The organism is Streptomyces sp. NPDC032126, assembly GCF_055580085.1.
Window position 1 is genome coordinate 34,151 of the sequence record NZ_JBVIMA010000012.1, and the last position, 12,921, is coordinate 47,071.

Consider the following 12,921-nt stretch of genomic DNA (forward strand, 5'->3'; position numbering starts at 1 on the left):
TCGGATCGCTTCAGCTCCCTGACCTGCGGGTCATCCGGCGCGTCGGTGCTGTTTGGGACGAGATCGTTTCTCGACGTACATCCGTTCGTCGGCCGACTTCAGCACTTCGTCCGCCGTCATGCCGCAGTGGGCCCACCCGATGCCGAAGCTGGCGCCCACCCGGACGGCCCGGCCCTCGGCGCGGATGGGCTGGATGATCTCGTTGCGCAGGCGTACGGCGAGGTCCTGCGCGTCCGCCCGGCCGAGGCCGTCGGCGAGGATCACGAACTCGTCGCCGCCGAGCCGCGCCACGGTGTCGCCGTCACGGACGGCCCGGGACAGCCGCCGGGCGACCTCGATGAGGACGGCGTCGCCCGCGTTGTGGCCGAACCGGTCGTTGATCGACTTGAAGCCGTCGAGGTCGCAGAAGAGCACCGCGAGCCCCTTGGTGCCGTCGTCCTGGAGGTCCTCGGGGGCGATGGTGTGGACGTGGTGGTCGTAACCGTCGTAGGTGCCGAAGCCGGCGGGCCGGAAGTCGAAGCCGTGGCCGTTGGCGTCGTGCGCGGCGTGCCCGTAGGCGGCGTCGTGGGAGTCGAACGCGTCGACGGCGGCCGGGTGGGTGGACTGCGGGCGCTGGCAGAGCCGGGCGGAGAGCCGGGAGCGCAGTTCGGCGGAGTTCGGCAGGCCGGTGAGGGAGTCGTGGGAGGCGCGGTGGGCGAGCTGGAGCTCGCGGCGCTTGCGTTCCTCTATGTCCTCGACGTGGGTGAGGAGGAAGCGGGGCCCGTCGGCGGCGTCGGCGACGACGGAGTTGCGGAGGCTGACCCAGACGTAGGTGCCGTCCCGGCGGCCGAGGCGGAGCTCGGCGCGGCCGCCCTCGGCGGAGGTGCGCAGCAGGGTGCCTATGTCCTCCGGGTGCACGAGGTCGGAGAAGGAGTAGCGGCGCATCGCGGAAGCGGGGCGGCCGAGCAGCCGGCACAGGGCGTCGTTGGTGCGGAGTATGCGCCCGTGCTGTTCGCCGCCCATCTCGGCTATCGCCATGCCGGAGGGGGCGTACTCGAAGGCCTGCCGGAAGGATTCCTCGCTGGCGCGCAGGGCCTGCTGCTCGCGCTCCAGGCGGACCAGGGCGCGCTGCATGTTCGCACGTAGACGCGCGTTGCTGATGGCGATGGCGGCCTGGAACGCGTACATCTGGAGCGCCTCGCGGCCCCACGCGCCCGGCAGCCGGCCGTTGCGCGGGCGGTCCACGGACAGCACGCCGATCAGCTCACCGCCGGAGCCGCCCGGCACGGACGGCGTGTACATGGGGGCGAAGAGCCGGTCGCTGGGGTGCCACTCGTCCTCGAAGCGGGGCGCGGGCCCGTCGGTGTACCACTGCGGGACGTCGTCGTCGTCGAGGACCCAGCCCTCGGTGTGCGGGATGAACACCAGATCGCCCCAGCGCTCGCCCATGTTCAGCCGGCGCTCCCAGGACTCGCGGGAGCCGGCCCGGCCGGTGATGAGGGCCTCGGCGGCGGGGTTGCCGGAGAGGGCGGCGACCACGAGGTCGCCGTCGGCACGGACGAGGTTCACGGCCGCGAGTTCGTAGCCGAGCGCGGAGACCACGCCGTCGGCGACCGTCTGCAGTGTGTCCGCCAGGCTGCGGGCCGTGTTCATGTCGGCCATGACCTGGTGCAGCTGTCGCAGGGACGCAAGACGGACGTACGGCTCCGACTCGGTCTCCATGCTCGCCCTCCCCCCGAGACTTCGCAGCGAATCAAGGGTTGTCTACGGCGTACCGTCCCTGCAGCGTCCCAGCCACTGAATCACAGCGCGCTGCTCACTCGGTACACAGGGTCAACAATTCCTGGCTCTTGTGACTCAAGTCACATGAAAACGTGAACAATTGAGTGGAGTTTCTGCGCTTACCGCGTGTTTCCTGTGCGATTACTGAACGCACACTGTGCGAGTATGCGGCATCCCCCGACCATTCCGGGCCCGGTCTCGTCGGAAGGTCACCCGAAGGTCGTCGGAACAGCGCCGCAAGGGCCTCGGACCGCGGTCGGACCGGGGTCCTAGGACTCCGCTCGGCCAGAGGTCCGATGCGTGCCGTGCGGGGCGGAGACTAGCGTTTCGGGCGTGCTGACGACTCCCCCCGCCGTGCCTCCGGCCGTACCGACGCCGCCCTCCGCCGCCTCCGGGCATGCTGAGGGGGTGAGCAACGACGAGTTCCGTGCCGCCATGGCCCGGCTGGCCGGCGGTGTGGTCCTGGTGACCGCGCAGGAGCCGCCGCTGGACCCCGACGACCCCGCCGCGCCGCTCGGCGAGGACGTCGGCATGACGGCCACCGCGTTCGTCTCCGTCTCCCTCGACCCGCCCCTGGTCATGGTGAGCCTGCGCGAGGGCTCCCGCATGGACGACCTGCTCCTCGAACAGCCCCTGTGGGCCGTGTCGGTCCTCTCGGAGAGCCAGCGCCACATCGCGGGCCGCTTCGCCATGAAGGGCCGCATCAGCGACCGCCTGCTCTTCGAGGACATCGCCTACGCGCGCGGGAAGGCGACCGGCGCGCCTCTGGTGGGCGGCGCGCTGGCCACCCTGGAGTGCCGCACGGAACAGCGGGTCCCCGCGGGCGACCACACCCTCGTGATCGGCCGGGTACTGACGGCAGACGTACCGAGCGCGGAGGGCGGCCCACTGGTGTATTTCCGGGGCCGATACCGGCAGTTGGGCTGACGGACGATTTCCGGGGCCAGTACCGGCAGTTGGGACGATTTCCGGGGCCAGTACCGGCAGCTGGGCTGACGGACTGCTTCCGCGGCCGACTGTCCCCGGGGGCGTCGCGTCGGCGGTCGACTGTCCCCGCCCGGGGGGCGTCGCGTCGGCGGCTGGCTGTCCCCGCCCGGGGGGCGCGTCGGCGGTCGGCTTTCCACAGGGGGCGTCGAGTCAGCGGTCGGCTTTCCGCGGGGGGCGTCGCTTCGGCAACCGGCTGTTACGGCGGCCCTCGCATCGGCGGTTGGCTGTCCCCGGGCGCCCGCCCGTCGGCGGTCGGCTCTCCGCGGGCGCCCTCGCATCGGCGGTCCGCTGTCCCCGGCGGCCCTCGCATCGGCGGTCCGCTGTCCCCGGCGGCCCTCGCATCGGCGGTCCGCTGTCCCCGGCGGCCCTCGCGTCGGCGGTCCGCTGTCCCCGGCGGCCCTCGCGTCGGCGTTCGGCTGTTCCCGGCGGTGTCCGTCGCCCTCGCCTCGGTCGATAACCGGTCGCACGCGTGCGTGGCCGCTGCTTAGGGTGCCCGCATGATCGCATCAGGACTCGGCCCGGCATCGGCACTCCGCCTGGAGGAGGTCACCCCGGTGAACTTCGACGCGGCCACCGGGATCCGGGTCCGCCCCGACCAGGAGCACGCGGTCGCACCCGTGATCCGTTCCCTCGCCGAGGCGTACGCGCATCCGCCGGGCGTCGCCTGGCCCCGGCTGATCGTCGACGGCGAGCGGCCGGTCGGCTTCCTGATGGCCTTCCTCGACATCGACTGGCACGGCGACGGCACCGAGCACCGCTCCGGCCTCTGGCGCCTGAACATCGCCGCCGGGGAACAGGGCAGGGGCTACGGCCGCTACGCGGTCGAGTCGGTCGCGGCCCTGATCCGCGCGCGGGGCGGCAACCGGCTCCACGTCTCCTGGCACCCCGGCCCGACCGGCCCCGGCGGCTTCTACCGGAGCCTCGGCTTCCGCGAGACCGGCGAGACCGCGGGCGACCAGACGGTGGGCGTGCTGGACCTCGACTGACACCGTCAGCGCGGCTGTCCGGTGTGACAGGGGCGAGCGTCAGCTCCAGTTGCGCGGCGAGCGGCCCTGCTTGGTCTCGGAGCGCTGCTTCTTCTCGCGCAGGCGGCGTTCGTTGATGCCGCGCGGGACGCGGGTCGGCCTGCGGGGCTTGGGCGGCGGGGCGGTGGCCTCGGCAAGCAGCGCGGCCAGGCGGACGGCGGCGGTCTCGCGGTTGCGCCACTGCGAGCGGTGCTCGGAGGCGCGTACGGAGATCACGCCGTCGGTGAGACGGCCGGCCAGCCTCTCCAGCGCCCGCTGCTTCCAGACCTCGGGCAGCGCCTCCGTGCTCGCCAGGTCGAAGCGCAGCTCCACCTGGGAGTCGCTGGTGTTGACGTGCTGCCCACCCGGCCCGGACGACCGCGAGAAACGCCACATGAGCTCGGCCTCGGGCAGGGAGACGGAGCCACGGATGACGTACGGACCAGACATGCCCCCTATGGTCCCGCCCTGTCCGGTCCACGTCACGCGAATATGCGAGGCGCGGCTCGGCAAAGAGCGGCTCGAGTAAAGAAAGTAAAGAGAGCTGGAACCTTGCACGCCCTTCTCCGCGTTCATAGGGGTAGCTGTAGCTTCGTGCCGTACGAAGCCGTACGCAGCCCGTACGCAACGAGGGAAGGGACTCCCAACAATGGCTGTAAGCCTGTCCAAGGGTGGCAACGTCTCGCTCACCAAGGAGGCTCCGGGCCTGACCGCCGTCACCGTGGGCCTCGGCTGGGACGTCCGCACCACCACCGGCACGGACTTCGACCTCGACGCCTCCGCGATCGCGGTCAACGCCCAGGGCAAGGTCTACTCCGACGCCCACTTCGTCTTCTTCAACAACAAGCAGACCCCGGACAACACGATCGTCCACACCGGCGACAACCGCACGGGCGAGGGCGCCGGCGACGACGAGGCGATCAACGTCAACCTCGCCGCCCTCCCCGCGGACATCGACAAGATCGTCTTCCCGGTCTCCATCTACGACGCGGAGAACCGCTCGCAGAACTTCGGCCAGGTCCGCAACGCCTACATCCGCATCGTCAACCAGGCCGGTGGCGCCGAGATCGCGCGCTACGACCTCTCGGAGGACGCGGCGACGGAGACGGCGATGGTCTTCGGCGAGCTGTACCGCAACGGCGCGGAGTGGAAGTTCCGCGCCGTCGGCCAGGGCTACGCGTCCGGCCTGGTGGGCATCGCGCAGGACTTCGGCGTCAACGTCTGAGACGTCCGCCGGCGCTTCGGCCCCCGGCTCATCGGCCGGGGGCCCGCTCAGCCCACGCGCGGGAACTTCGCCTGGAGGGTCCAGATCGCCGGGTTCTCCCCCAGGTCCTCGTGCAGGTCGATCAGGTCGGCGAGCAGGTCGTGCAGGAAGTCCCGCGCCTCGCGCCGCAGTTCGGCGTGCGAGAAGCTGAGCGGGGGTTCCTCGGCGGGCATCCAGTCGGCCTCGATGTCCACCCAGCCGAAGCGGCGCTCGAAGAGCATGCGGTCGGTGGATTCGGTGAAGTCCAGCTCGGCGTGTTGCGGGCGGGAGGCGCGGGAGCCCGCCGGATCCCGGTCCAGTTGCTCCACGATGTCGCACAGCGCCCACGCGAAGTCCAGCACCGGCACCCATCCCCAGGCTGTGGACAGCTCGGTGTCCTTCTCGGTGTCGGCGAGATAGACGTCTCCGCAGAACAGGTCGTGCCGCAGCGCGCGCACATCCGCGCGACGGTAGTCCGTCTGCGGCGGATCGGGGAAACGGTTGGAGAGGGCGTAGCCGATGTCGAGCACGTACGCGATGGTGTCACGTCCGCCGCGGCGATCACGCCCGTAGGATCCCTGACATGTCCCGATCCGCGCGCCTTGTCCCGGCCGTCGCCGCTCTCCTCGCGCTCGCGCTCACCGCGTGCGACGGCGACGGCGGGCCGCGAAGCGGCGCCGCGGGCGTGGACGACCCGTACTTCCCGAAGCTGGGCAACGGCGGTTACGACGTCGCGCACTACGGCCTCACCCTCGCCTACGACCCCGCCACCGCCCTCCTCACCGGCACCGCCACCCTCACCGCCCGCGCCACCGAGGACCTCTCCGCGTTCCATCTCGACCTCAAGGGCCTGGACGTCGAGCGGGTCACCGTCGACGGGCGCACCGCCCGCACCACGCGCGACGGCCAGGAACTGACCGTCCGCCCGACCGGCGGCCTCGACGACGGGGACGACTTCGAGGTCACCGTCCGCTACTCCGGCCACCCGGCGGCCATCACCGACCCCGACGGCACACGGGAGGGCTGGCTGCGCACCGCCGACGGCGCCCTCGCGCTCGGCGAGCCGACCGGATCCATGGCCTGGTTCCCCGGCAACCACCACCCGTCCGACAAGGCGGCCTACGACCTCACGGTGACCGTCCCCGAGGGGCTGACGGCCGTCTCCAACGGGGAGCTGAGAAGCGAGCGGACCACCGGCGGGCGCACCACCTTCGTCTGGCACACCGGCGAGCCCATGGCGAGCTACCTCGCCACCCTCGCCATCGGCCGCTACACCGTCCGGCGCTCCACCACCCGCGACGGACTGCCGGTCTACGTCGCCGTGGACCCGTCGGTCGACGGGGCGAGCCGCACCGTCCTCGCCCGCCTGCCCGAGGTCATGGAGTGGGCCGAGGAGAACTTCGGCCCCTACCCCTTCTCCTCCACCGGCGCGATCGTCGACCGCCCCGAGGACGCCGAGTACGCCCTGGAGACCCAGAACCGGCCCGTCTTCCCCGGCGCCCCCGTCATCGAACTCCTCGTCCATGAACTCGCCCACCAGTGGTACGGCGACTCGGTCACCCCCCGCACCTGGCAGGACATGTGGCTCAACGAGAGCTTCGCGACCTACGCGGAGTGGCTCTGGGACGAGGACCACGACGGCGCGACCGCCCAGGAGACCTTCGACGACCTCTACGCGCACGGCGAGAAGGAGTACAAGGACCTCTGGGCCTTCCCGCCCGCCGAGCCACCGGACGCCTCGGAGATCTCCTCGGATCCCGTCTACCAGCGAGGCGCGATGGTCCTCCACAAGATCCGCCAGACCGTGGGCGACGACACCTTCTACGACATCCTCCAGGGCTGGCCGACCCGGCACCGCCACGGCACGGCGGACACGGAGGACTTCACGGACTACGTGGAGGACATGGCCCCGGACGAGGACTGGGACCCGATCTGGGACGCCTGGCTGTACGGAGAGGGAAAGCCGTGACCCCGCGCCCCAATTGGGGCGCGGGGCCGTCCGTACGGCCTCGGCCGCGCGGCGTCTACTTGACGTTCACGGCCTTCCAGGCGGCCGCCACGGCGTTGTACTCCGCGCTGCCCGACCCGTAGAGGTCGGCCGCGGCCTGAAGGGTGCCGGTGCGGGCGCCGGCGTAGTCGGTGGTCGATGTGAAGTACGTGGTCAGGGCCTTGTACCAGATCTGGTATGCCTTGGCCCGGCCGATGCCGGTGACCGTGGAGCCGTCGTACGTCGGGGAGTTGTAGGACACCCCGTTGATCGTCTTCGCGCCGCTGCCCTCGGACAGCAGGTAGAAGAAGTGGTTGGCGACGCCCGACGAGTAGTGCACGTCGAGCCGGCCGACCGTCCTCGACCAGTAGTCGGCGGAGCCGCCGTCCTTGCTGGGCTTGTCCATGTAGCGCAGCGGGGTGCCGTTGCCGTTGATGTCGATCTTCTCGCCGATGAGGTAGTCACCGGGGTCGGAGGAGTTGTTCGCGAAGAACTCCACCGAGGTGCCGAAGATGTCCGAGGTGGCCTCGTTCAGGCCGCCGGACTCCTTGCTGTAGTTGAGCTTCGCCGTGGCCGCGGTCAGACCGTGGCTCATCTCGTGGCCGGCCACGTCGAGCGAGGTGAGCGGGTCGGCGTTGGCGGTGCCGTCGCCGTACGTCATGCAGAAGCAGCTGTCGGACCAGAAGGCGTTGACGTAGGCGTTGCCGTAGTGGACGCGCGAGTAGGCGGCCCTGCCGTCGCCGGCGATGCCGTTGCGGTTGAACGCGGTCTTGTAGAAGTCCCAGGTGACGGCGGCGCCGTAGGCGGCGTCGACGGCGGCGGTCTGGCGGTTGGTGACCGTGCCGTCGCCCCACACGTCGTCGGCGTCGTGGAAGAGGGTGCCGGTGCCGGTCGTACCGCCGTTGAGGTCGTACGTCTTGTGGCCACCGCGGCCGGAGTCGGTGAGGTCGTAGCCGCCGGAGGCGGAGGCGGTGGTGCCGAGCGTCACCGTGCCGCTGTACCGGCTGGTGCCGGTGCCGGTCTCGATGGCCTCGTACTCGTACAGCTTCTTGCCGCTGGTGGCGTCGGTGACGATGTGCAGCTCGCTCGGAGTGCCGTCGTGCTGGAGGCCCTTGACGACCGACTCGTAGGCCAGGACAGGCTTGCCGTCGCCGGCCCAGACGACCTTGCGGGCCGTGGCGGAGGTGCCGTGCGCCGCGGCGGACAGGGCGGACTTCCGCGCGGAGGTGGCGGATATCGCGGCGTCGGTGGAGGCCAGGGCTATGCGGGCGCCGGTCGCCTTGCTGACGCTCTTGAGGGAGCCGCTCTTCGCGACGTGCGTGACCAGGTCGCCGCCGAGGACGGGGAGGCCGGCGTAGGTGCGCTCGTAGCGGGTGTGGACCGTGCCGTCGGCGTCCTTGACGACGTCCCGGACGACCAGCTTCTCCTGCGCGCCGAGGCCCAGTTCGCGGGCGGTCGCCGGGGCGGCGTCCTGGGCGGAGGCGATCGCGACGGTGCGGGCGGAGGCGGTCAGGGGGAGGGCGGTGGCGCCGTTGACCTTCTCGGGGGCCGCGGTGGCGGCGCCGTTCTGCATCGCGAGCACGACCATCGCCGCCGAGCCGATCAGGGCGGCGGTGCGCAGGGCGGTGGTCCGGGGAGTGGGGGACTGCAGTCTCACTCGGTCTCCTTCTTCACTGGCCTCGGGTGGAGGCGCAGGACGGGCCTCATAGGTGGAGGCACAGGTGGGGCACAGAGTTGCGGCGGCGGGGAGAGACTGGCATTCCGACCACCCTGTTTGACAGAGCACCGACAAGACTTTACGTGTTTGTAGCCAAATAACGGGTCATCGGATCCGTTATCCGGACGCCCGGGAGTGGGTCAACTCCCTACTCGCAACAGCGCCGTTGGGGCGCGGAACGTCACCCGGTGAGCCGCTTGCGCAGGACACTGCAGGGACGGGCGAGCGCGCGGTCGGCGCGGTGGTCGATCACCTCGTAGCCCAACGCGGTCCAGAAGGCGAGCCCCTTGGGGTTGGCGTCGAGCACGGCGAGCCGCACGGCGTCCCGGCCGTCCCGCCGGAGCCGCTCCTCCACGGCCTGCGCGATCCGCCGCCCTAGCCCCTTGCCGTGGACCCGTGCGTCCACCATCAGCAGACCGATCCATGGATCGGGGTCCGCCGGATCGGGATGACGGGCGAGGGTGGCCACGACCCCGACGAGCCGCCCCTCGGACCGCGCCAGCAGCACCTCGGCGTCCGGATGCGCCAGATCGTCGGCCAAGGCCGCCGCCACCTGCTCCGGCCGGACGTCGTCGGCATCCGGAAAGTCCCCGCTGAGCGCGTGGAACTCCCGGTTGGAGGCGTAGAGGGCCGTCAACTCGGTGAGCAGCACGGCCGGAATGTCATGGTCGGGCCCGAGACGCAACGATTCAAGAATCACCCGCGCAACCTATCCCCCTCCTCACCCGCGCCCGTCGCCGCGCCAACTCCGGCACTCCGCAACCCTCAGCCCGAGCACTCCCCCCGTGCGTCCGTCACCATGACCCACATCGCGTTCGCGCGCGGGCCGCCGAAGTGCTCGACGCGCTCCTGCCCGTGCACTTCCCCGCGCCCGGCGGCCCGGCACTCCCCCGAGCCCGGCCGCCCCGAGACTCCACCCGACGCCCGGCGCCCCCGCACTCCCCCGAGCCCGGCCCCCCCCCCGGCACCCCACCCGGCGCCCGCTGGCCCCAGCACTCCACCCGGCGCCCGTCACCCCCAGCCCTCCACCCGGTCCCCCTCCTCCCCCGCCCCTCAGTCCTCCACCCTGAGCCCCAGCTCCCCCGCCAGCACGGCCGCCAGATCCATCAGTTGGGCCGTGCTGATCACGGCGCCCGACAGGCGGTCCACGCCGCTCGTGATGGTCAGTTCCGCTGCTCCCCGCAGGTCCACGTCCGTCAGGGTCGCCGCCGTGAAGTCCGCGCCCTTCAGGACGCAGTCCACGAACTCCACCCGCTCCAGCCGGGCGCCCCCGAAGTCCGGCTCGGACAGGACGCAGCTCTCGAAGACCACGTCTCTCAGGCGCGCCTGACGGAGATTCAGGTAGTCGATCTTGCCGCCTCGGATCACCACCCGCTCCAGGACCGCGCCGTAGAGCTGCGTGCCGCCCAGCCGGGCGTCCGTCAGCTCCACGTCTCTCAGCGTGGCCTCCGCCAGGTCCGTGCCGACGCCTCTGACATCGCTCAGCGCCGAGTCCAGGAAGCGCGCGTGACGCAGCCCCGTCTCGTCCAGCGCGCACCCCCGCAGCGCGCAGTCCATGAAGCGGGCGCCCGCGCCGTCCTGGCCCGCGAGGTCGAGCTCCTTGAACTCCACCCCGTCGTAGTCCCCGTCGGGCTCCAGCTCGCCTCCTGCGAACGGCTCCAGCGCCGGCAGCCTCAGCTCCGGCCGCCGCGCGCCCTTCACCGACCGCCGCCCACCGCCCGACCCGCCCGACCCGCCCGCCTGCCCTGTCCTCGCCATGCCCCCATCGTGCACCCCACCACTGACAATCCCCCTGACCTGCGCAAATCCGCCCGATGTCACAAACCGGCCCCCTCGATCGGTCCTATTCAGGACAGGCCTTCCGGCGTTCCAGCGTTCCAGTCCGAGGGAGTTCTCCATGCATCACCGCATCACCGTCATCGGCGGCGGCCTCGCCGGGCTCACCGCGGCCATCACCGCCGCCGAGGCGGGCGCCGACGTCACCCTGTACGAGGCGCACCACACGCTCGGCGGGCGAGCCCGGACCGCCGAGGGGCCGTACCGGACGAACGAGGGCCCGCACGCCCTCTACAGCGGCGGCCCGCACTGGACGTGGCTCAAGCAGCGCGACCTCATCGGCCCGCTCGCACCGCTCCCGCCGCTGGAGGCGGCCCGGCTGCGGCTGCGCCATCACGGCGTGCTGCGCCGCACCCCGCCCTTCGCGATGCTCAAGCTGTTGCGCCGCACCGCCCGGCAGGCCCCCGTCGACGTCGACTTCCGCACCTGGGCCACCGAGCAGGCCGGCGAGGAGGCGGCCGTCGCCGCCGCCAACTACTCCGCCGTCGCCCTCTTCCACCACGATCCCGGCGCCCTGTCCGCCGCGTTCGTGCAGGAGCGGCTGCGGCGGGCCACCAAGCTGCCGCCCGAGGCGCACTATCCGCGCGGCGGCTGGGCGACCGTCATCGACCGGATGGCCGCCCGCGCCTGGAATCTGGGCGTCCGGATGGAGACCCTGTCCCGGGTCGACACCCTGCCCACCGGCAATCCGGTCGTGGTCGCCACCTCTCTCGACGCCGCCCGGCGCCTCCTCCGGGACGACTCGCTGACCTGGACCAGCGGCCGCACCGTGCTCATCGACCTCGCCCTGCGCACCCGGCGCGGCGACGCGTTCGCCGTGTCCGATCTGGACGCGCCCGGCTGGATCGAGCGGTTCACCGCGCAGGACCGGACCCTGGCCCCGGCGGGCGAGCAGCTCGTCCAGGGCCAGATCCCGATCGCCCCGCACGAGTCCCGCCACCACGGCATCGCCCGCGCCGAACACCTGCTCGACCTGGCCTTCGAGGGCTGGCGCGAGCGCGTCACCTGGCGGCGGGAGGCCACCGCGACCGGCCGTACCGGTGCCGTCGACCTGCCCGGCACGAGCTGGCGGGACCGGCCCTCGGTGGACCGGGGCGACGGCGTCTATCTGGCCGGGGACCAGGTCGCGGCGCCCGGCGTCCTGTCGGAGGTCTCCTTCAACAGCGCGCTGACCGCCGTATCACTGGCCCTCGGCTCCGGCCGCGGCCGACGCCCCCTGGCCGTCAGGCCCGCGTGAGCCGGAGGACGGCCTGACGTCACGCACGCGTGAGCAGGCAGGCACGGCCTCACCTTAGGCGCGCGTGATCACCAACGCACCTTGACCTCAAGCGCACTTGGGGTTGGACGCTGGGCCATCCACGACGACATCACGACGACACCACTGGGGTCCCCATGCACGCCATCCGCCTGCACACCTTCGGCCCGGCCGAGAACCTCACCTACGAGACCGTGCCGGACCCCGTACCCGGCCCCGGCCAGGTCCGTATCGCCGTCGAGGCGGCCGGTGTGCACCTGCTCGACACCGCCCTGCGCGAGGGCATGCAGGGCCCCTCGCCCCAGCCGACCACCCTGCCCACCATCCCCGGCCGCGAGGTCGCGGGCGTGATCGAGTCGCTCGGGGAAGGTGTTGCCGAGCTGTGGCGGGGCAGGCGCGTGGTCGCGCACCTCGGATTCGCGCCGGGCGGATACGCGGAACTCGCCGTCACCGACGTCGACCGCGTCCACGAGATCCCGCGCGACCTCGACGCCGCCCAGGCCGTCGCCATGATCGGCACCGGCCGCACGGCGATGGGGATCCTCCAGTTCACCGAGCTGGGCCCGGACTCCGTGGCGGTCGTCCCGGCGGCCGCCGGGGGCATCGGCGGCCTGCTCGTGCAGTACGCCCGGCACGCCGGCGCCACCGTGATCGGCCTCGCGGGCGGCCCGGAGAAGGTGGCGCTCGTACGGGAGTACGGCGCCGATCTCGCCGTCGACTACAAGGACCCGGCGTGGCCCGGGAAGGTCCGCGCCCACCTGGGCGGGCGGCACGCCACCGTCGTCTTCGACGGCGTCGGCGGCGATGTGGCCCGCGAGGCCGTCGCCCTGCTCGGGCCGGGCGGGCGACACCTCGTCTTCGGCTGGTCGGCGGAGGGGATCCGCGACGGCAAGGGATACCTCGTCGACGGCGTCTCCGAGCAGGTCCTCGGGCCCGTGATGCTCCAGAGGGCCGGCGGCCCGAACCCGGTGCGCACCCTCGAACTGCGCGCCCTCGCCGAGGCCGCGGCGGGCCGGCTGGTCCCCGCCGTGACGCGCTTCCCGCTCGCCGAGGCGGCGGCCGCGCACCGGGCGCTCGAAACCCGTGGAACAACCGGAAAGGTGGTCCTGGAACCATGACCAGGCACAAGTC

At 72.1% G+C, this 12,921-nt stretch carries 12 protein-coding genes; 6 read left to right on the plus strand and 6 right to left on the minus strand.

Translation table 11 applies throughout. From position 1 onward, the window contains the following. Positions 1-30 precede the first annotated feature (30 nt). Entirely contained in the window at positions 31-1,701 is a 1,671-nt protein-coding gene (gene cdgB / locus ACZ5NW_RS34045; protein WP_468747877.1) for a diguanylate cyclase CdgB, read from the minus strand. Positions 1,702-2,094: 393 nt separating this feature from the next. Here cdgB and ACZ5NW_RS34050 point away from each other — a divergent pair, with 393 nt between their 5' ends. Beyond that, a complete protein-coding gene (locus ACZ5NW_RS34050; RefSeq protein ID WP_468747878.1) occupies positions 2,095-2,688 on the plus strand; it encodes a flavin reductase family protein in 594 nt (197 codons plus the stop codon). Positions 2,689-3,245: 557 nt separating this feature from the next. Continuing rightward, positions 3,246-3,734: a GNAT family N-acetyltransferase gene (locus ACZ5NW_RS34055; RefSeq protein ID WP_468747879.1), complete on the plus strand. Its 489-nt coding sequence runs from the start codon at positions 3,246-3,248 to the stop codon at positions 3,732-3,734. 39 nt (positions 3,735-3,773) lie between these two features. Here ACZ5NW_RS34055 and arfB read toward each other — a convergent pair whose 3' ends face one another. Next, positions 3,774-4,211 (minus strand): alternative ribosome rescue aminoacyl-tRNA hydrolase ArfB, encoded by a 438-nt coding sequence (gene arfB / locus ACZ5NW_RS34060; protein ID WP_468748001.1) that lies wholly within the window; start codon positions 4,209-4,211, stop codon positions 3,774-3,776. Between the two features lie 190 nt (positions 4,212-4,401). Between arfB and ACZ5NW_RS34065 the strand changes: the two genes are divergently transcribed. Beyond that, positions 4,402-4,977, plus strand: a complete 576-nt coding sequence (locus ACZ5NW_RS34065) for a TerD family protein (RefSeq protein ID WP_381081219.1) — start codon at positions 4,402-4,404, stop codon at positions 4,975-4,977. Positions 4,978-5,024: 47 nt separating this feature from the next. On the opposite strand, the gene ACZ5NW_RS34070 is transcribed toward ACZ5NW_RS34065, so the two are convergent. Then, positions 5,025-5,525, minus strand: coding sequence for a hypothetical protein (locus ACZ5NW_RS34070; RefSeq protein ID WP_468747880.1), 501 nt, complete (start codon positions 5,523-5,525; stop codon positions 5,025-5,027). 53 nt (positions 5,526-5,578) lie between these two features. On the opposite strand from ACZ5NW_RS34070, the gene ACZ5NW_RS34075 reads away from it, so the two are divergent. Then, positions 5,579-6,964: a M1 family metallopeptidase gene (locus ACZ5NW_RS34075; RefSeq protein WP_468747881.1), complete on the plus strand. Its 1,386-nt coding sequence runs from the start codon at positions 5,579-5,581 to the stop codon at positions 6,962-6,964. 55 nt (positions 6,965-7,019) lie between these two features. Here ACZ5NW_RS34075 and ACZ5NW_RS34080 read toward each other — a convergent pair whose 3' ends face one another. The 3 genes from ACZ5NW_RS34080 to ACZ5NW_RS34090 form a co-directional block, all read right to left on the minus strand. After that, entirely contained in the window at positions 7,020-8,570 is a 1,551-nt protein-coding gene (locus ACZ5NW_RS34080) for a M4 family metallopeptidase (RefSeq protein WP_468748002.1), read from the minus strand. Between the two features lie 310 nt (positions 8,571-8,880). Then, the gene (locus tag ACZ5NW_RS34085; RefSeq protein WP_468747882.1) at positions 8,881-9,399 is read right to left on the minus strand and encodes a GNAT family N-acetyltransferase; all 519 of its coding nucleotides are present in this window, start codon (positions 9,397-9,399) and stop codon (positions 8,881-8,883) included. A gap of 353 nt (positions 9,400-9,752) precedes the next feature. Next, entirely contained in the window at positions 9,753-10,457 is a 705-nt protein-coding gene (locus ACZ5NW_RS34090) for a pentapeptide repeat-containing protein (RefSeq protein WP_468747883.1), read from the minus strand. 139 nt (positions 10,458-10,596) lie between these two features. Here ACZ5NW_RS34090 and ACZ5NW_RS34095 point away from each other — a divergent pair, with 139 nt between their 5' ends. Both ACZ5NW_RS34095 and ACZ5NW_RS34100 read left to right on the plus strand, forming a co-directional pair. Continuing rightward, positions 10,597-11,772, plus strand: coding sequence for an FAD-dependent oxidoreductase (locus tag ACZ5NW_RS34095; RefSeq protein WP_468747884.1), 1,176 nt, complete (start codon positions 10,597-10,599; stop codon positions 11,770-11,772). A 155-nt stretch (positions 11,773-11,927) separates the two neighbouring features. Further along, positions 11,928-12,908: a zinc-binding dehydrogenase gene (locus tag ACZ5NW_RS34100; RefSeq protein ID WP_468747885.1), complete on the plus strand. Its 981-nt coding sequence runs from the start codon at positions 11,928-11,930 to the stop codon at positions 12,906-12,908. Positions 12,909-12,921 lie beyond the last annotated feature (13 nt).